The organism is Thermosulfuriphilus sp. (genome assembly GCF_054026695.1).
The window spans coordinates 124,335-141,222 of the sequence record NZ_JBPMLP010000023.1; the positions used below are offsets into that span (position 1 = coordinate 124,335).

The 16,888-nt window shown below is 54.3% G+C and carries 15 protein-coding genes; 6 read left to right on the forward strand and 9 right to left on the reverse strand.

All coding sequences use genetic code 11. The features are described from left to right. Window positions 1-12: 12 nt before the first annotated feature. Window positions 13-2,061, reverse strand: a complete 2,049-nt coding sequence (gene fusA / locus ACXJJX_RS04050; protein WP_456432366.1) for an elongation factor G — start codon at window positions 2,059-2,061, stop codon at window positions 13-15. Between the two features lie 79 nt (window positions 2,062-2,140). On the opposite strand from fusA, the gene plsY reads away from it, so the two are divergent. Further along, on the forward strand, window positions 2,141-2,755 hold the full coding sequence (plsY, locus tag ACXJJX_RS04055) for a glycerol-3-phosphate 1-O-acyltransferase PlsY (RefSeq protein ID WP_456432368.1): 615 nt from the start codon (window positions 2,141-2,143) through the stop codon (window positions 2,753-2,755). A gap of 78 nt (window positions 2,756-2,833) precedes the next feature. Further along, window positions 2,834-4,306, forward strand: coding sequence for a flagellar assembly protein A (locus ACXJJX_RS04060; RefSeq protein ID WP_456432370.1), 1,473 nt, complete (start codon window positions 2,834-2,836; stop codon window positions 4,304-4,306). A gap of 116 nt (window positions 4,307-4,422) precedes the next feature. On the opposite strand, the gene ACXJJX_RS04065 is transcribed toward ACXJJX_RS04060, so the two are convergent. Then, window positions 4,423-6,003, reverse strand: coding sequence for a methyl-accepting chemotaxis protein (locus tag ACXJJX_RS04065; protein WP_456432372.1), 1,581 nt, complete (start codon window positions 6,001-6,003; stop codon window positions 4,423-4,425). A 9-nt stretch (window positions 6,004-6,012) separates the two neighbouring features. Continuing rightward, window positions 6,013-6,828, reverse strand: a complete 816-nt coding sequence (locus ACXJJX_RS04070) for a hypothetical protein (protein WP_456432374.1) — start codon at window positions 6,826-6,828, stop codon at window positions 6,013-6,015. Window positions 6,829-7,061: 233 nt separating this feature from the next. Here ACXJJX_RS04070 and nagZ point away from each other — a divergent pair, with 233 nt between their 5' ends. Continuing rightward, window positions 7,062-8,075 (forward strand): beta-N-acetylhexosaminidase, encoded by a 1,014-nt coding sequence (gene nagZ / locus ACXJJX_RS04075; RefSeq protein ID WP_456432376.1) that lies wholly within the window; start codon window positions 7,062-7,064, stop codon window positions 8,073-8,075. 43 nt (window positions 8,076-8,118) lie between these two features. Here the strand turns inward: nagZ and ACXJJX_RS04080 are convergent, their stop codons facing one another. From ACXJJX_RS04080 to hisD, 3 genes are read right to left on the reverse strand one after another with little or no spacing between them, the layout of a single operon-like run. Further along, window positions 8,119-8,394 carry an EscU/YscU/HrcU family type III secretion system export apparatus switch protein gene (locus tag ACXJJX_RS04080; RefSeq protein WP_456432378.1) on the reverse strand — a complete coding sequence of 92 codons (276 nt, stop codon included), beginning with the start codon at window positions 8,392-8,394 and terminating at the stop codon, window positions 8,119-8,121. Then, complete coding sequence (locus tag ACXJJX_RS04085) at window positions 8,394-9,914, reverse strand: hypothetical protein (protein WP_456432380.1); 1,521 nt, start codon at window positions 9,912-9,914, stop codon at window positions 8,394-8,396. Before ACXJJX_RS04085 ends, ACXJJX_RS04080 begins: the two co-directional genes overlap by 1 nt. A 27-nt stretch (window positions 9,915-9,941) precedes the next feature. Continuing rightward, complete coding sequence (gene hisD / locus ACXJJX_RS04090; protein WP_456432382.1) at window positions 9,942-11,246, reverse strand: histidinol dehydrogenase; 1,305 nt, start codon at window positions 11,244-11,246, stop codon at window positions 9,942-9,944. Between the two features lie 313 nt (window positions 11,247-11,559). Between hisD and ACXJJX_RS04095 the strand changes: the two genes are divergently transcribed. Together ACXJJX_RS04095 and ACXJJX_RS04100 are read left to right on the forward strand one after the other, a co-directional pair. After that, window positions 11,560-12,531 carry a PEP-CTERM sorting domain-containing protein gene (locus tag ACXJJX_RS04095; RefSeq protein WP_456432384.1) on the forward strand — a complete coding sequence of 324 codons (972 nt, stop codon included), beginning with the start codon at window positions 11,560-11,562 and terminating at the stop codon, window positions 12,529-12,531. A 168-nt stretch (window positions 12,532-12,699) separates the two neighbouring features. Further along, window positions 12,700-13,092 (forward strand): methylated-DNA--[protein]-cysteine S-methyltransferase, encoded by a 393-nt coding sequence (locus ACXJJX_RS04100; RefSeq protein WP_456432386.1) that lies wholly within the window; start codon window positions 12,700-12,702, stop codon window positions 13,090-13,092. On the opposite strand, the gene ACXJJX_RS04105 is transcribed toward ACXJJX_RS04100, so the two are convergent. From ACXJJX_RS04105 to ACXJJX_RS04115, 3 genes are read right to left on the reverse strand one after another with little or no spacing between them, the layout of a single operon-like run. Beyond that, the gene (locus ACXJJX_RS04105) at window positions 13,028-13,822 is read right to left on the reverse strand and encodes an SAM hydrolase/SAM-dependent halogenase family protein (RefSeq protein ID WP_456432388.1); all 795 of its coding nucleotides are present in this window, start codon (window positions 13,820-13,822) and stop codon (window positions 13,028-13,030) included. The genes ACXJJX_RS04100 and ACXJJX_RS04105 overlap by 65 nt on opposite strands. Window positions 13,823-13,841: 19 nt before the next feature. Further along, window positions 13,842-14,969, reverse strand: a complete 1,128-nt coding sequence (locus ACXJJX_RS04110; RefSeq protein WP_456432390.1) for an NAD(P)H-dependent flavin oxidoreductase — start codon at window positions 14,967-14,969, stop codon at window positions 13,842-13,844. Window positions 14,970-15,014: 45 nt separating this feature from the next. Then, the gene (locus ACXJJX_RS04115; RefSeq protein ID WP_456432392.1) at window positions 15,015-16,385 is read right to left on the reverse strand and encodes a TrpB-like pyridoxal phosphate-dependent enzyme; all 1,371 of its coding nucleotides are present in this window, start codon (window positions 16,383-16,385) and stop codon (window positions 15,015-15,017) included. A gap of 179 nt (window positions 16,386-16,564) precedes the next feature. Between ACXJJX_RS04115 and ACXJJX_RS04120 the strand changes: the two genes are divergently transcribed. After that, window positions 16,565-16,873, forward strand: a complete 309-nt coding sequence (locus tag ACXJJX_RS04120) for a hypothetical protein (protein ID WP_456432393.1) — start codon at window positions 16,565-16,567, stop codon at window positions 16,871-16,873. The last annotated feature ends 15 nt before the right edge of the window (window positions 16,874-16,888 follow it).

A 16,888-nucleotide genomic window follows, 5' to 3' on the forward strand; every position in this document is an offset into this window, starting at 1 on the left:
GGCCGACGACCTTCAATGAGTTGATGAAGATTCATCAACCACATCATAGCGGGAAAAACGCATGGTAAAGGTGGCCCGGCCCTGGCTAGCCGAGCGCAGGGCCGTCGAATAACCGAAAAGGCGAGAAAGAGGGGCCTCTGCCCGGACGACCTGAACCGGTCCGCGGGCCTCAATCGCCTCCACTCGCCCCCCCCGAGCAGTAAGATCGCCGATTATCTCCCCCATAAACTCTTGGGGAGTAAGGATCTCTAAGGCCATAATGGGCTCAAGGAGTACGGGGACCGCCTCTTCGAGGGCCTGCTTGAGGGCCGCCGAAGCAGCGGCCTTTAAGGCCAGATCACCGGCTCCTTCAGAAGCCGCAAGTCTCTTTAAAACGACTTCTACATCCCAGACCGGATAACCCTTCACTCCGGCCTCAAGGGCCTGAGAAAGGGTAGAAACCAGTCCCTTTAAAACCTCGGCCGAAGTGGCCTCCGGAGGGATCTCGGCCCGTACCCTTCGGCCCTTCCCCCGAGCCAGAGGGGCCACGGAGACCGTAGCCTCCACCTGCTGTCTAAGACCGGCAATTTCCCGATCAAAGACTTCGGTGACCTCTGCCGGCCGGGTGATAGTCTCCCGATAGACTACCTGGGGGCGGCCTACATTAATAGGCAGATGATATTCCCGCTTGATTCGCTGGAGGATGACCTCCAGATGGAGCTCTCCCATGCCGGAGACAATGGTCTGACCGGTCTCTTCGTCAAAGCGGACCCTGAAGGTCGGATCCTCTTCGGCCACCTTAGCCAACACCTGGTGGACTTTTTCCTCGTCGGCTCGGGTCTTGGGCTCGACGGCAATGGAGATTACCGGTTCGTAGGTCTCAATTGGTTCAAGAAGGATGGGGTGATCGGGATCGGCCAAAGTATCTCCCGTAGCCGTAGCCTTGAGGCCCATAACAGCGACGATCGCCCCTGGACCGGCCCTATCAAGGCGCTCCCTCTTGTTGGCATGGACCCGAAATATCCGGGCCACCTTTTCCCGAAGTTCCTTGCCCACATTGACAACGGTCTCCCCCACCCGAAGCTCCCCGGAATAGACCCTCATATAGACCATCTTACGCCCCTCAAACATCTGAACCTTGAAGGCCAAGGCGCAAAGCGGGGCCTTGTCCTTCGGGGGCCTGGTTTCAATGTCTCCGGTTTGAGGATTAAGGCCTTTTACTGGAGGGACATCCAGAGGACTTGGTAGATAACGAATGATGCCATCGAGTAGGGGCTGAACCCCTTTGTTCTTCAAAGCCGCCCCGCAAAAGACTGGCACCCCCTTGAGCTCCAAGGTGGCCCGCCGGATGGCCTGGTGGATCTCCGACTCGGAGATCTCTTCTTCGGCTAGGTATTTCTCCATAAGGGCTTCGTCGATATCGGCCAAGGATTCAAGGAGAGCCTCTCGATAAACCTGAAGTTGAGGATGAAGCTCCTCGGGCACTGGATGATAGGAATATCTCTCTCCCTGGCTGGCCTCATCCCAGAGGATGAGCTCCTGACGAACGACATCCACTACTCCTTTGAAGTCGGCCTCTGTTCCCCATGGGAAGGTAAGTACCAAGGGTTTGGCCCCTAGCTTCTGGCGCATCTCCTCAAGAACCTTTTCGAAGCTGGCCCCCAAGCGATCCATCTTGTTGACGAAGGCCAACTTGGGCACGCGATATTTGTCAGCCTGGTGCCAGACAGTCTCACTTTGGGGCTCCACTCCTCCCACCGCGCAGAAGACCCCCACGGCCCCATCAAGCACCCTTAAGGAACGCTCCACCTCGATGGTAAAGTCTACATGACCGGGAGTATCGATGATGTGGATCTCGTAGCCCTGCCAATAGCAGGTCGTCACTGCCGAGGTGATAGTGATTCCTCGTTCCTGTTCCTCGGGCATCCAGTCCATCTGGGCAGCCCCTTCATGGACCTCACCCATGCGATGGATTCTGCCAGTATAGTAAAGGATACGCTCGGTAAGGGTGGTCTTTCCGGCATCAATATGGGCAATGATACCAATGTTGCGAATCCTCTCCAATCTGACCACAGCCGCCATCTCTCCCCCCTACTAGATCATCTCTGGCTCACTTAGACCCTTGCCTCAACCAGCCCCTTGATATTACACTCGGGCGCAAATGATAGAAAGCCTCTTCACCCCAGGTGCCCTGGTCTCCATACTTTTGGCCTATCTTCTAGGGGCCATTCCTTTTGGCCTTATAATTGGGCTCCTCAAAGGCCGCGATATCCGCCGGATGGGCTCAGGGAACATCGGAGCCACTAATGTGGCCCGCTGTGTAGGCAAACCCTGGGGGCTGTTGACCCTCATCCTGGATATTGCCAAGGCAGCTCTGCCCGTCTATTTGGCCGGAAAGCTGGCCCCGACAGAGATTCGCTTCGTCCTGCCAGCAGCTGTAGGATTGGCAGCCTTTCTGGGTCACCTCTATCCAGTGTATCTGGGATTCCGGGGAGGCAAAGGAGTGGCCACAGCCGTAGGGGTCTATATCTTTCTCTGTCCCTTGGCCCTTCTTGTTAATATAGCCCTCTTTGTAGCCGTAGTCGCCAAAAGCGGCTATGTTTCCCTCGGCTCTCTGATCACCTCCCTTCTCATGCCAGCCCTGGTCTGGCTCCTCTGCCAAAATCTCCCCGTAACTATCTTAGCCCTTATCATGGCGGCCCTCATCTGGTGGCGCCACCGGGAAAACATCTCCCGGCTGCTTCGAGGAGAAGAAAAGAGCTGGAAGAAGACCTAACCAAAACCCGATTCTTGTAAGCCTGCTTTTTCTTGAAATTCTCAAGGATTCTCATTAAAGACCGAAAAGTTAAAGGAGATGGCTGGCCGTGAAGAACGAGAAAAACTCGCTAAGGAAGGCATACCCATCTTAGAAGGCCGGTTCCGGGTCTTTGTCAGCCCGGATGAACTGGAGGCCTTCCTTCGTAAAGACGCCCCCGGGCCGGATCTCATCCCTGAAGACTACCCGGCCTTAAAAGAAGAACTCAAGCGTCTGGGCATAGTCTTTGGCCTCCTAGAGGAACCAGAGGCCGAAGGGGGCCGTCTGGTAGTAGCCCGGGGCAAGGCTCCGGTCAAGGGAGAAGATGCCCGAATCGAGCTTCTCGTAGATCTGGAAAAGGGCCCCCGAGAAGAAGGCAAGGATCGGGTAGATCTTCGAGAGATGAACACCGTTGTCTGTGTAAGTGCCGGCCAGCCAGTGGCTCGAAAGATTCCCCCCGGACAGGGTAGCCCCGGGATGAATGTCTTCGGCGAGCCCCTGCCGACTTTTCCAGGCAAAGATGTACCCTTCCGCTATGGTGCCGGACTTTCTCCAGATGAAGAGGGGCTTCTCTTGGTCTCAGAGATCGAGGGAGCCGTCATCGCTGAGGGCGAAAAGCTAAAGGTCACTCCAGTCTTTGAGCTTAACTCCGATGTCAATTGGGACGTAGGCAATATCCATTTTCGAGGAGAAAGGCTGATCATAAACGGCATGGTCCACCGGGGCTTTGAGATCGAATCCTCTGGAGACTTGGAGATCCGGGGAGGTGTTGAAGATAACGTCAACATTAGGGTCAAGGGAGATCTTGTCATCACCGGCCTTATTCATGGTGAGGATACGAGGATCGAATGTCAGGGTGAGGCAACCATTGGTGCCCTAGAATACTCCCAGATCTTTGTCTGTGGAGATCTTAAGGTCACCGATTATCTCCTTCAACCTCTCTGCGAGGTTGGTGGTCATCTCATCGTCACTGAAGGTGTAGGCACTATCGTCGGGGGAGAGTGTCTCGTACGGGGCTCAGCCGAGGTCAGAATCCTAGGGAGCAGCGCCCACGTTAGCACTATTATACGAGTAGGATTTGACCGCAGCCTCTCTGAGCGCCTCGAAGACGTCCGGGCCCGGCTGACCGTCTTAGAAGACCAGATGACCTCCCTCTATAAGGCCCTTAAGGCAGGGGCCAAGCTCCTCAAAGAGGGTCGACTTCCCCCAGAGAAGGTTCCTCTTTTTGAGAAGATAAAAGAAACTCTAGCCAAGTTAGAGGCCGAGGCTAAAAAACTTAAAGGCGAAGAGAGGAAATTGCGGGAGCATGTCCGAACCCTCCGCCAAACGACCCTAAAGGTCTTAGGAAGGGTTTTTCCCGGAGTGAGAATTGGAATTGCCGACTATGAGCACACCGTCAATCATCCCTTGGAATTAGGTACCTTCTACCTTAAGGAAGGTCAGGTCACCTTCAGGGCCGGAAGCCTCGACTTAGAGGAAGAGTCTGAAGAGGAGACATCCGGGGCTACTCAACCAGAAACAGATCTCCCCTGACACCGAATTCTTCGAAGCAAATTGAAAAGTCCAAAAGACTTACCAGTTCCAGAAATAAAGAAAGGGGTAGATCCACCCCTTTCTTTATTTCTGACTAAGGCTTCTTATTTAAGGATCTAGATGCGGAAGGTCTGAAGCTCTCTTTCGAGTTCCTCAGAGAGGTGGCGAAGCCCTCTGGCCGCCGTTTCTACTTCCCTGGCCCCGCTGGTTGCCTCGGTAATCATGGAGACGATTTCCTCACTCATCCGGTTGACCCCACTGACTTCACTGCTTACGCTTTGGGCATTTCCACTAAGCTCATTTATAACTGAAGTCTGCTCCTCAATAGCGGTGGCTACGTTGGTAGAAAAATCTGCCACTTTTTGGATTACAGAGACGATCCTCTCTACAGCAGCCACGGCCTCGGTGGCCCGCTCCTGAAGCCCCCGGACCACCTGATCGATCTGCTCTACAGATTGGCTGGTCTGTTGGGCCAGTTCCTTGACCTCACCGGCCACCACGGCAAAGCCCTTGCCAGCCTCACCGGCTCGGGCCGCCTCGATGGTGGCATTCAGCGCCAAAAGGTTGGTCTGCTCAGCAATCTCGCCAATAAGATGGCTGATCTGACCGATTTTGCCCGAGGCCTCTTTGAGGTGGGCAATGACCTTTTGGGTAGCCTCTGCCTCTTGGGCGGCTTCTTGAGCGACATTGTTGGCTTCAGTGGTATTGCGGGCGACCTCAGAGATAGTCGCTGTCATCTCCTCCAGGGCAGCAGCCATACCAGCAACATTTTCGCTGGCCACCTGGGAGGCCTGATTGATACTCTGGCTGCGTTCTCGGGTAACCTCTGCAGTTTCGGTCATTTTTTCAGCAGCCTTGATCATCGTCTCGGATTCTTCGACCACCCGCTCACCTTGATGGCGAACTTTGTTCAGAAGCTCGCGCAAGCGCCTAAAGAAACCTTGAAGGAAGGTGGTTACCTCATCGATCTCAGTGACAATGGCTTGGCGATACACCGGGCACTCGTCACAGAGCCGATAGGTGCCGTCTTTGAGTTTGATACAGTGGACTTCCTGGGCATAACTGCCGGTCTCATACCAGCACTGACCTTCCCGACCAAATGAAGGACAGGTCTCTTGACCGCACTGCTGGATCTCTGAGCAGTTGACCCTGGTATCGGAGATCTCCCGGGTTAGGTCAGCGCTGGCGATAGAATCCTTAAGGCTGGTCACCAATCCCTTAAGGGGCCTGATGACCGATCTGTCGACCACAAAGCCCATAAAGGCCAGAAAGAGCAGACCCAAAATGGCTCCGGATCCCAAAAGATAGATGGCCAAACGGTGGGGACCGATCATGACCTCCTCTTGGGCCTCCTCGGCCACAATGGCCCAGCGGAGCCCTCCGGGGAGATCCAGGGGAGCAAAGGCCGAAAGAACCGGGATCTTTAGATAATTAGTGATTATCTCAGCTCCTTTTTTTCCCTCAAGGGCCTTAGTTACGGCCGGGGTATCCACCCTGATGATTCCGACACTGGTGCCGAGCCTTTTGACTGCCGGCCCCAGCTGGTCAAGAAAGCGACTGTCATTGCGCATGAAACCATCCGGCCCCACTAGATAGATTTCTCCTGTCCTCCCCAGGCCAACCTCCTGCCAGCGTTTATGAAAGCTCATGATCTCATCAATGGCTGCAATGGAGAGTTGAACACAGAGGACTCCCACTTTTTGCCCTTATTCAAGGATTGGGGTGGCCATAAAGGCCGCTGGCAAGTTATAGCTTGGTGTATAAGGGGCAAAATCCTCAACCACGACCACCCCTGCAGGGCTCCTTAGGGCCCTTTTGTAGGCTTGAGCCAAGGCACTTCCAGCATAGGGACCGTTTAAGAGATTGGTGGCGAAATCCTTTTTCTTAAAGACTGTATAGACTACATTACCCCGGGAATCGATGAGAAAAAGATCATAGAGTTCTAGCCCCTTAACGACCTCCTCAAACCAGGGATGATAGCGGACATGGAGGCGGTTGTAGGGCGTGTCGAGGGAGACAGAACCCAGACGATGTTTTTCTCCCTCAGCTCTGGGGTTAAGGTCCTCATGGATATAGAGATATTGGAGAACCAGAGCCTCCGGGGCCCGAGGAAGAAGCTCTTCCACTCCCCTTAAAGGGGCCGCTCCAGGGACTTCAGTGTTTATCCGGGGAAGAAAAGAGCGTTTGTAGTGACTCTTAAGACGTTGGCGGGCCTCATCTGGCCTGATAACCTCAGAGACCTCATAAAAGGCCTGCGAAAAGCCCTTAAGGGCTCCCCGGACCTCTTTACTTCTGGCCAGGATCAGGATGTTGTCCATAAGATACTCAAAATAGTGTTTAATTTCCTGGGATTTGGCCTCCCGGAGAGAGACAAGATGTTCAAAAGAGCTCTCAAAAAGGAGTCTTCGTCCCTTTTCATAGGCGATAAAGACTGAGGCCAAGGTCAGGGCAATCATCCCCAGGGAGATGAAAATTCTTAACCTGTTGGCAATAGTTAAGCGGAAAAATCTTTTATAAAACATTTTCCCCCTCCACACTATTTTTGATTGTATAGTTGCACTTGGAGTCTCTTCAGCCTTTTCGGCAGAGAAGGTTCTCCACTTAACAAAAAAGAAGTAATCGTAACACAAATGTCACTTTAAGAACTCTTGCTTCTCCAACGACCAGAACTCTGTTAGTCTAGAAAAAGGCTTAAAAACTCCACCTCCAAAGAGATAATCGGTTTGATCGAGGAGATCTTAAACGAGGTTAAACAATGGGCCCCGAACTCATAAGAAGCGTCGCCGGTCTTTTCGTGGTCGGAATTCGGGGAGAAGAACTGAGCCATGATGAGAGAAGAGGGATTCAGGAGTACGGATTTCGCAACTTTATTCTCTTCTCCCGCAACCTGACCTCTGCTGAGCAGGGCCATCTTCTCGTCCAGGCTTTAAAAGAGAGCTGTCTGGCCTCAGACCAAGAACTCCCTCTGATCATGGTGGACGAAGAAGGGGGCCCGGTTCAGAGGCTGAAGGAAATCTGTGGCCCGATACCATCGGCCCACCAATTAGGCCACGGCCCTCGGCCAGAGCAGACCATAAGGCTTGTGGCTACTCAGAGGGCCGCCTGCCTCCGGCGGATGGGAATCAACATGAACCTGGCCCCCGTTCTTGACTTGGCCACCCAGGGGGCGGTCTCTTTTATTTACCAGCGCTCTTTTGGCCGAGATCCGGCCTGGGTCGGGCGGTTGACCCGAATCTACATCAAGACCATGACCAAAGAGGGCCTAGCCACCTGTGCCAAACATTTCCCAGGCCTAGGCGAGGCCAACCTGGATCCCCACCAGGAACTTCCCAAGGCCTATGTTTCACGTGAAACACTTATCTCCCGCGAGCTGGAGCCCTTCCGCCAAGCCATAGCCGCTTCTGTCCCGGCCATAATGACCTCCCACGTCATCTACCCGGCTATCGATCCCGAGCAACCGGCGACATTTTCCCGAAAAATAGTCAGCATCCTCCGGAAAGGGCTGGGGTTCTCGGGCCTTCTCTTAAGTGACGATTTGGAGATGGGAGCCATCGCCAGAAACTATTCCCTGGCCGAGGCTGCGGAGGGGGCCTTTTATGTGGGACATGATCTCCTTCTGGTCTGTCACCGGCTGGAGCGGGCCATCGAGGCCGTAGAGCTCATTGCCCAAGATCTGAGCCAAGGCGAGATACCGCTCATCCGGCTCAAAGAGGCCCTCTATCGCCAAAGTGCTCTAAAGGCTTGGTTGGCCTCTCGAGGTGGTCTTTAAGAGGTTTATCAAGTGTTGACTTGGAGAATTTTCAGGACTGGCTTCAGGGGCCCCGGGTCTCCCTCAAGCGCCCGTTGAGACGCCAGGCCCAGGCCAGGATCTCGGCTACCAAGATATAAGTCTCGGGGGGAATCTCTTCATTTATCTCCAGACGGTAGAGGATTTCCAGAAGGTCCGGCTCCTCCCGAATCGGCACCCCAGCCTGGCGGGCGGCCTCAAGGATCTTTTCGGCCAGAAGCCCGGCCCCCTTGGCTACCACCCGCGGGGCCTGATCTTTCTGGGGGCGATATTTCAGGGCAACAGCTTTGTTTCTCTTCATCAGGCAAACAGGCTCAAAAGTCTCTGAGGCTCCTGACCCAAACGGGCCAGCAGCGGATCAGGAGCAGCAACCATAACCCTGACCTTGCAAATCCGATAACCAAGAAGTTCGAGCCTTTCCAGGAGCTCGGGAAGGGCCGGACGAACCACGGCCTCAACCGCAGAATGACTAACGCGGACCTCGAGATCAAGAATCTCTTCGGCCTCCAGGCGAACCTCGATACCCAGCTCCCCTAGGGCAGAGAGTGAAAGGTTGAAGAGAATATGCCTAATGGGCCTCTGGCCTTTCTTCTCCGAGAAGGCAGCCAGATAACCCTGACCCCCTTCCTTAAACCAAAAGGGGATAAAAATCGGGCTAAAGCCCAGGGCCGCCGAGAGAAGGTCCCGTAATTGGGCCAGACTAGAGACCGTCTCCCAAAGGCCCTCGCGAAATCCAACCGGCTCTCCCCGCAAGGCCGAGGCCTTAGAAGAGAGGTCTTTAGAGAAAGAGGGCCGAGGATCAGACTTTAAACCATTCTCCGGCAAGGGGGGCTCTTTCCCTTTAGGTTTGGTCGAAAAAGGGCCTCTTTCTTGGACCTGGGGAGTCTCCCCCTGCTCCAGACTTTTTAACGGAGGGCCTTTTTGAAAAAGAGACCCTCCTGGGGATAGAGAATCCCCTCGAGAAGGGGTGGATCCTGGCTGTTGTCTAGATATAAGGGCCCTTGAAGTCCATTCCAGGGCCGGAGGTCCTATTTCCTGGAGGCTTCTGGTCGGAGGAGGGGTCGACTCTTTCAAAAATAATCCCTCTTTGGGCTGAGGAGCCTTAAGAGATCTCTGGCCCTTGTCTGCCGGCAAGAAAGACGAGACTGATTTGTCTCCTTTTAAGACCTCTGGGGCCAAAGAGCCTTTTGGCTGACCTTGCCCCTTCGGCTCTGAAAGGTCTTCGACTTTTTGATTGAGTTGCGCAGGTAAGGCCCCTTTGGGATCTAAAGAGGCTGTTCTTGAAGCCGACCTCAAAGAGGAGGCCTTAGAGAGAGCGGGATCTTTGATCTCTTTTTTAATCTCTTTAAGGACGGCCCTTAAGAGGGCAGGGAAGGCCTCCGGAGCCTCTGCCAAGGCCTGAGAGAGAAGAAGTTTAAGGGGCTGGGGATGGCCGGAGAAAGAGAAAAATTCCCTCAAGGAGACGGTTGCCGGCTGGAAGCCCTCAATAGCCTTAGCACCTCCGGCAAGGGCCTCCTTAAAGGCCTTTAGAGCCTGGAAGAGGACATCGCTTTTTCCCTCTGGCGGAAGTCTTTCCAGGAGTTTGAGCTTGACCGGTGAGCCGGCCTCTAGCACCTCCAGACGGAGACGGCTGCCCGGAGGAAATTCTTCGTTTTCCACCTGGGCCCTGAGAAGCTTACCTTTTACCGAAACCAAAAGGCCTTCGTCGTCGCGCCCAATTACTGTGGCCAAAAGGGTCTCTCCCACCTGGACGAGGAGACGGCGTGGTGTCTGAGTACGCAGAAGATCCGGGCTGAGAAGATCAAAAGATAAGATCTGCATCCTAGATTTAAGTTCGGGGCAAGGGGATCAGGTCTTTAAACGTACCCTTACGGCCTCAGCATGAGCCGTGAGACCTTCGGTTTCAGCCAGCCGGACCATAGCCTCGGCCTCTACCCGTAGGGCCTTCTCCGGATAGAATATAAGACTGGTCTTCTTGAGGAAATTGTCCACCGAGAGGGCTGAAGCATAGCGGGCCGTCCCCATGGTGGGGAGAACATGATTAGGGCCGGCCAGATAGTCGCCCACTGGCTCGGGGCTAAAGGGCCCCAGAAAAACGGCCCCGGCATTGCGAACCAGAGGCAACAGGGCAAAGGGGTCGGCCACCAGGAGTTCAAGATGTTCGGGGGCAATCTGGTTGGCCACCTTCAGGGCTTCCTCCAAATCTTGGGCCAGGAAGATCGCCCCTCGATCCCTGAGAGCCCTTTGAGCGATCTCTTTCCGAGGCAACCAGGAAAGCCTCACCGGAAGCCTTTCTTTTACGGCCTCGGCCAGAGAAGGGCTGGTGGTCACCAGGATGGAGAGAGCCAGGGGATCGTGTTCGGCCTGAGAGAGAAGATCAGCGGCCACCAGATCCGGATCAGCACTCTCATCGGCCACAACCAGGATCTCACTAGGTCCGGCAACCAAGTCTATCCCTACCTCTCCGGCCACTAGGCGCTTGGCCAGAGCGACGTAGATGTTACCTGGACCGCAGATAACCTCTACCGGCGGTATGGATTCCGTCCCGTAGGCTAGGGCCCCAATGGCCCAAGCGCTACCAACCTTGTAGATCTCCTCTATACCTACCAGAGAGGCGGCCACCAAAAGATAGGGAGAAATCCGCCCCTGTCTGTCCGGTGGAGTGACCATGGCTAGGCGCTCTACTCCGGCTACCCTGGCCGGAATAGCGTTCATCAGGACAGTGGAAACCAGTGGGGTCTCTCCCCCTTTGCCTCCAGGCACATATAGCCCGGCGGCAGAGACAGGACGAACGAGCTGACCGACAATGGCTCCATTCGGCCTAGTCTCAATCCAGGATTGAGGTAACTGACGACGATGGAAGGCCTCAATATTGCCTTTAGCGACCTCAAGGGCCTTTCTGAAAGAGACCTCTACCTGAGAAAAGGCGGCTTCTATCTCCTCGGGGTCCACCCGAAGATCCTCGATCCGGAAATCCGGACAGTCAAACCGCCGGGTATAGTCCACCAGAGCCGTATCCCCTTCGGTCCGAACCTGGTCAAGGATCTCTCGAACTCGGGCTTCGTATTCGCCTCCCTCTGAAGAGAAGCGGCGCAAGAGGCTGTTGAGTCTTTCTTTGCCTTCAGGCTCTGAAAGCGAATAAACGGCAATCATCCCTGGCCTCCTCAAAGCTGAATCTGCCAAGTCCTTTACCAGAAAGGGGCCCAGAAAAAAACTTTTTCTAAAAAAGAGGAAAAAATTTTCATCCTGAGAAAAACTTTTCCCACCAATAAACAAAACCTATCAAAAACGGAGAAGTTGGTTAACCTACTCTGACGTTTGACTTTTTTATTTATTTTTTTGTGATTGATTGGTGGATCATCTTTGGAATGAATTTTGCCAAAAAGAGGGAATATTCCTAAATAAGGAGGTGATATCTTCGTAAGGGGCAGAAAAATTTTTAGTTTCAATTTTTGAGGAGGCAAACATGAAAAAACTTATTTATTTTCTTTTGGTTATGGCCCTGATACTTTTAAGTGGTACGGTTCTGGCCGGCCCCAATGACGGGAGTCACTATTTCTCAACGGATTCTGATTCTGCTCCTGGGGGCGGTAATGGAGACATATATAAAACCGACGAAGACTCTAGTTTCTATTATCGCTCTACCATTGATCTTGGGGCTGTGGATCAGGAGGCCGAGGTAGACGCTCTCTCCTCTGCCCAGCACCCCTATGTGGACCTGCCAACCATGTTCCTGGGACCCGTCCACATGATCTTCTCCATCGACGGAGACTCCGATCTCTACGAGTGGATCATCAACGGCCCACCCCCCCCAAGAACCGGCTCCCTGGACGGCCACTTCCCAAACAACCCCCCTCACCAAGTACTGGGACCTAAAGTGCACGATGATGAAGGAGACCTCGGACTCCAACAATATGACCTTGACGCCCTAGAATCAGGAGAACACTACCCACCATACCCTAACCCATTCCCTTCCCCTGCTTTTGGATCAGCCTTTTTCTCTGTAGAGAGAGCAGCCACCCTTGACAGCGGTGACATCTATGTCTCCCCAGGAGGCCCTTCAGGAGGTTTCTCCCTTTACCTTGATGACAACATCTTTGGCCCCATCGTCGGCTTTGACCCCAGCCAAGAACAGCTCGATGCCCTAATCGTCTTTGACCTCCTCGGCGGCACAGATAGCTTCGATATGGGACATGACATCTTCACCAGTGACACCATCTTCTTCTCTCTCGCGCCAGGAAACTTCGACCCCACCGGAGACAATATCTACTTCTATAGCGCACTTGGCATCGGCGGACTCTACTTCGACCCACACCTCCCAGTAAATGTCGATGCCCTCGATGTCCACCCCATACCCGAACCCGCAACCCTGACCCTACTAGGATCCGGACTAGGGCTACTGGGACTGGTCCGTCGCCGAAAGAAATCATCTTTTTAGGATCCTTTTGACAGATCTTGCCACCCGGGGCTCATCCCTTAAATTTTTTAAGGGATGAGCCCTAGTGTTCTGGAAACATCCTTTGCTATCCCACCTCTTTTTATAAGGGCCACTTTTAGCCCCAAAGGGCTCTGCCGTTTGAGGCCCCTTTTAGGGGCAAAAGCGCTCTTGCCCCCAGAGGAAGCGCTGGCCGACCTCCTTTTTGAGCAGCTGAGGATCTATCTTTCGGGAAGGCCGGTTTCCTTTGAGATTCCTCTTGATCTTCGGGGAAGCAGCTTCCAGGAAATCGTCTGGAGGGCCTTAAGAGAGATTCCCTTCGGGGCTACCATCACCTACGGTCAACTTGCCTGTCGAATCGGCCGCCCCAGGGCAGCCCGGGCCGTAGGGATGGCCTTGGCCCAAAATCCGGTGCCCATATTGGTACCCTGTCATCGGGTCGTGGCCAAAGGGGGGTTGGGAGGGTTTTCTGGAGGCCTTGAACTTAAGCGTTTTCTGCTTAACCTTGAGGGGGTCTTTGATGAACCAATACCCGAGCTCCCCGACCTGCCTCTAGGGTCGTAGCTGCGGAGGTTTGATTGGCGGCTATTTCTAGGAAACCATGGCTTCCGACCAGGGCCAAAATCACCCCCGGAGGGACCTCGATATAGGTCCTTTTAAGGCCAAGGATCCTTCGGCCGGCAATCTCGACCACAGTCTCACTGGGCCTTAGAGACTCAAGAAAGGTTGCGGGGATGTTGGTTACCAGATTGCCAAAATGATCTACATGGATCACCTGACCTATTATTCGATGGCCTTCTTTTCGGGGAAGGGGAAAGTCCAGACGGACAAGGTCCTCAAGAAGAGGGCCAAGCCTTTGGGGGTCAAGGCCCCGGGCAAGATGGGCGGCTACCGGAGCAAAAACATCTCGGCCGTGGAAGGTGGTACTTATCTCCGGAAGAAGATAGTCTGAATGACGGATTTCATAGGCAGAAAAATCGCCTTCACGCTGAAGAACCAGGGCAAAAAGTCCGTTGTCCGGGCCAACAAAAAGATGACCTCCGGCCTGAACGACAATAGGGCGCCGGGGCCCACCTACGCCAGGATCAACGACCGCTAAATGAATGGTCCCTGCAGGGTAGAAGCGATAAAAAGAGGCCAGGACCAAGGCCCCTTCGACAATATCCTGAGGAGAGATTTCATGGGTGGCATCGACCAGAGTGACCTGCGGACACAGGGAAAGGATGACCCCTTTCATCTCGGCGACATAGGAATCCCGTAGACCAAAATCTGTAGTCAGGGTGATGATAGGCACAGAGCCTCCCTGGTGGCTTCTACTCGAGGCCCTGATCCTCCCTTCGGGCCTGGCAGTATTCTTCAATAAGCTCGTCGATAAGCTCTTGGACGGAGATGATTTTATCCACCCGCCAGGCATTAGCCCCAGCAAAGACAAAACCAGCCTCCAGGCGTCCTCGCTGGGCGTTTATAAGGGCCGCTGCAATACAATAAGGGCTTTTACGGTAATCACAGGTCTTGAGACAGTGATAGATGCATTTGTAAGGGGTCTTCTTCCCGGCCTCGACCTCACGAATAAAGGTGCCCCGAATGGCCCGCCCCGGCAGCCCCACAGGGCTCTTGATAATGGCCAGATCCTCTTGGCTGGCCTTGATATAGGCCTCTTTGAAGGCCTCAGAGGCATCACACTCATAGGTGGCCACAAAGCGGGTGGCCATCTGGACCCCGGCAGCTCCCAATTTATGGATATAGTAATAGATATCCCGACCAGTGTAGATACCTCCGGCGGGGATTACCGGAATAGGACGGCCGGCCAGGTCTTCATAAGGCTTTAAAGCCTCTATGACCTCCGGGGTTAGTCTCTCAAGTCGAGACTCCTCGGCCTCTATTTTGTCCGGGGAAAATCCCAGGTGTCCTCCAGCCTTGGGCCCTTCTACAACCACCGCATCAGGCAGATAGCGGTACTTTGTCCACCAGCGTTTGGCAATGAGTTGGGCGGCCCGGGCCGAGGAAACAATAGGAGAGAGCTTCGTCCTGGAGCCCTCGGGTCGGAGTTCCGGAAGATTTAGGGGAAGACCAGCCCCACAGAAGAGAATATCTGCCCCGGCCTCACAGGCCGCTCGACACAGGGGTTCAAAGTCTGTCAGGGCGACCATAATGTTGACTCCAATGATGCCCCCTGGAGCCGCCTCTTTGGCCTCTTTGATCTGGCGTTTGAGGCCCTGGATATTGGCCTCGGTAGGATTCTTGAAAAAGAAGGCCTCTCCTTCAAAGACTCCGACCAAGGCCGCAGAGATTACACCCACCCCTCCAGCCCGGGCTACGGCTGAAGCCAGTCCGGCCAGAGAGATTCCCACCCCCATGCCCCCTTGGACAATCGGCACCGGAGCCACCAAGTCTCCGATGCGAAGCGCCGGGGGTTCACACGACCACCTAGTTTCAGTCATAACGAAGCTTTTTATTGCCTTTGGGCCCTAAAGTCAATCTCTGGTTTAAATGCCCGAGGGAAACTTGGACAACTTTTCCAGGGCCTCGCGGATCTTTTCTTCAGGATACTCGTAGTCTTCCAGTTTGCCCTCCAGAAAATCATCGTAGGCCGCCAGATCAAAGTGACCATGGCCACTGAAATTAAAGACTATGACTTTTTCCTGCCTGCTCTCCTTGGCTTTCAAGGCCTCGTCTATGGCCGCCCGGATGGCATGGCTGGTCTCCGGAGCGGGGATGATCCCTTCGGTCTGGGCAAAAAGGACGGCCGCCTCAAAGCAGGGATTTTGGGGATAGGCCCGAGGGCTCACCAGACCTTCGGCCACAAGCTGGCAGACCAAAGGGGCATCTCCGTGATATCTAAGCCCTCCGGCGTGGATGCCAGGGGGCTCAAAGGTATGGCCCAGGGTGTGCATGAGGAGAAGGGGAGTGAGGCCAGCGGTATCGCCAAAATCATAGCGGTAAAGCCCCTTAGTCAAGGTAGGGCAAGATGTTGGCTCTACCGCTATTACCTCGGCCGAAAGGCGTCCCTTGAGGATCTCTCCCACAAAGGGGAAGACAAAACCTCCAAAATTGCTTCCCCCTCCGACACAACCAATGAGAACATCAGGACGCTCCCCTAACAACTCCAGTTGCCTCTGAGTCTCCAGTCCAATGACCGTCTGGTGAAGAAGAACATGGTTGAGTACGCTACCCAGGGCATAATTGGTGTCTTCGTGGGTGACGGCATCCTCTACGGCCTCAGAGATGGCTATTCCCAGGCTCCCGCCAGTCTGTGGATTCTCGGCCAGTATTCGCCGGCCAGCCTGGGTTCGTTCTGTCGGGGAAGGAAAGACCTCCGCCCCCCAGATGTGCATCAAACTTTTGCGAAAAGGTTTCTGATAAAAACTCACCTTGACCATATAGACCGTGCAATCCAAACCAAAAAGTTTGCAGGCAAATGAAAGGGCGCTTCCCCACTGCCCGGCCCCGGTCTCCGTGGCCAAGCGTCGGATGCCTTCCTTCTTGTTGTAATAGACCTGGGCCACGGCTGTGTTGGGCTTGTGACTACCCGGAGGGCTGACACTTTCGTCTTTGTAATAAATCCTGGCCGGGGTCTTGAGGGCCTTTTCAAGGTTTCGGGCCCGGCGCAGTGGGGTCGGCCGCCAAAGGCGATAAACCTCCCGAACCTCTTCCGGGATCTCTATCCACGGCTCAGGACTCATCTCCTGGTCGATGAGAGCCTGAGGAAAAATAGCCCGAAGGGCCTCTGGCTCAAGAGGTTGGCCAGTTTGAGGATCAAGGGGCGGAGCCGGTGGTTTAGGGAGCCTGGGAATGATGTTAAACCAAGCCTGGGGAAGTTCATCTTCGGGAAGAAGGATTTTGTGCTCTGAGTCCATCTCTCCTCCTTAACTTTAAGGGGTTGGGGCTCAATTTAAGCCTTACCTAGCAAATAGCAGGCCCCTGTAAGAATTGGCCTATACAAGAAAGAGGGCATTTATTCAACTTCCGGGAAAAATACAACCCTTAAGGGAGAAACTGTTGTCTTGATGGAGAACAACGTCTATAGTGGGCCTGCATGGGAAAAAAACGCACCAAGAAAAAACCCTCCCCCCAAATCCCCACCAAAGAGAGCATTCTGAAGGTCATGGAAGAAAAGGGGCGCCCCCTTCTTCTGCGGGAGATCTACCACTCCCTTCACATCCCCTCTGAGGAAAGAAAAAAAGTCCGGGAGATCGTCCGGGAACTCACCACCCAGGGGCGTCTGATTCACCTAAAGGGCAAACGCTATGGGCTTCCGGAGAAGATGCGCCTAGTCAGCGGGCGTCTTTTCGTCCACCGAGATGGCGTTGGGTTTGTGGAGGCTGGTGGACTAGGCCAACCTTAGGCTTTCATACCCCCG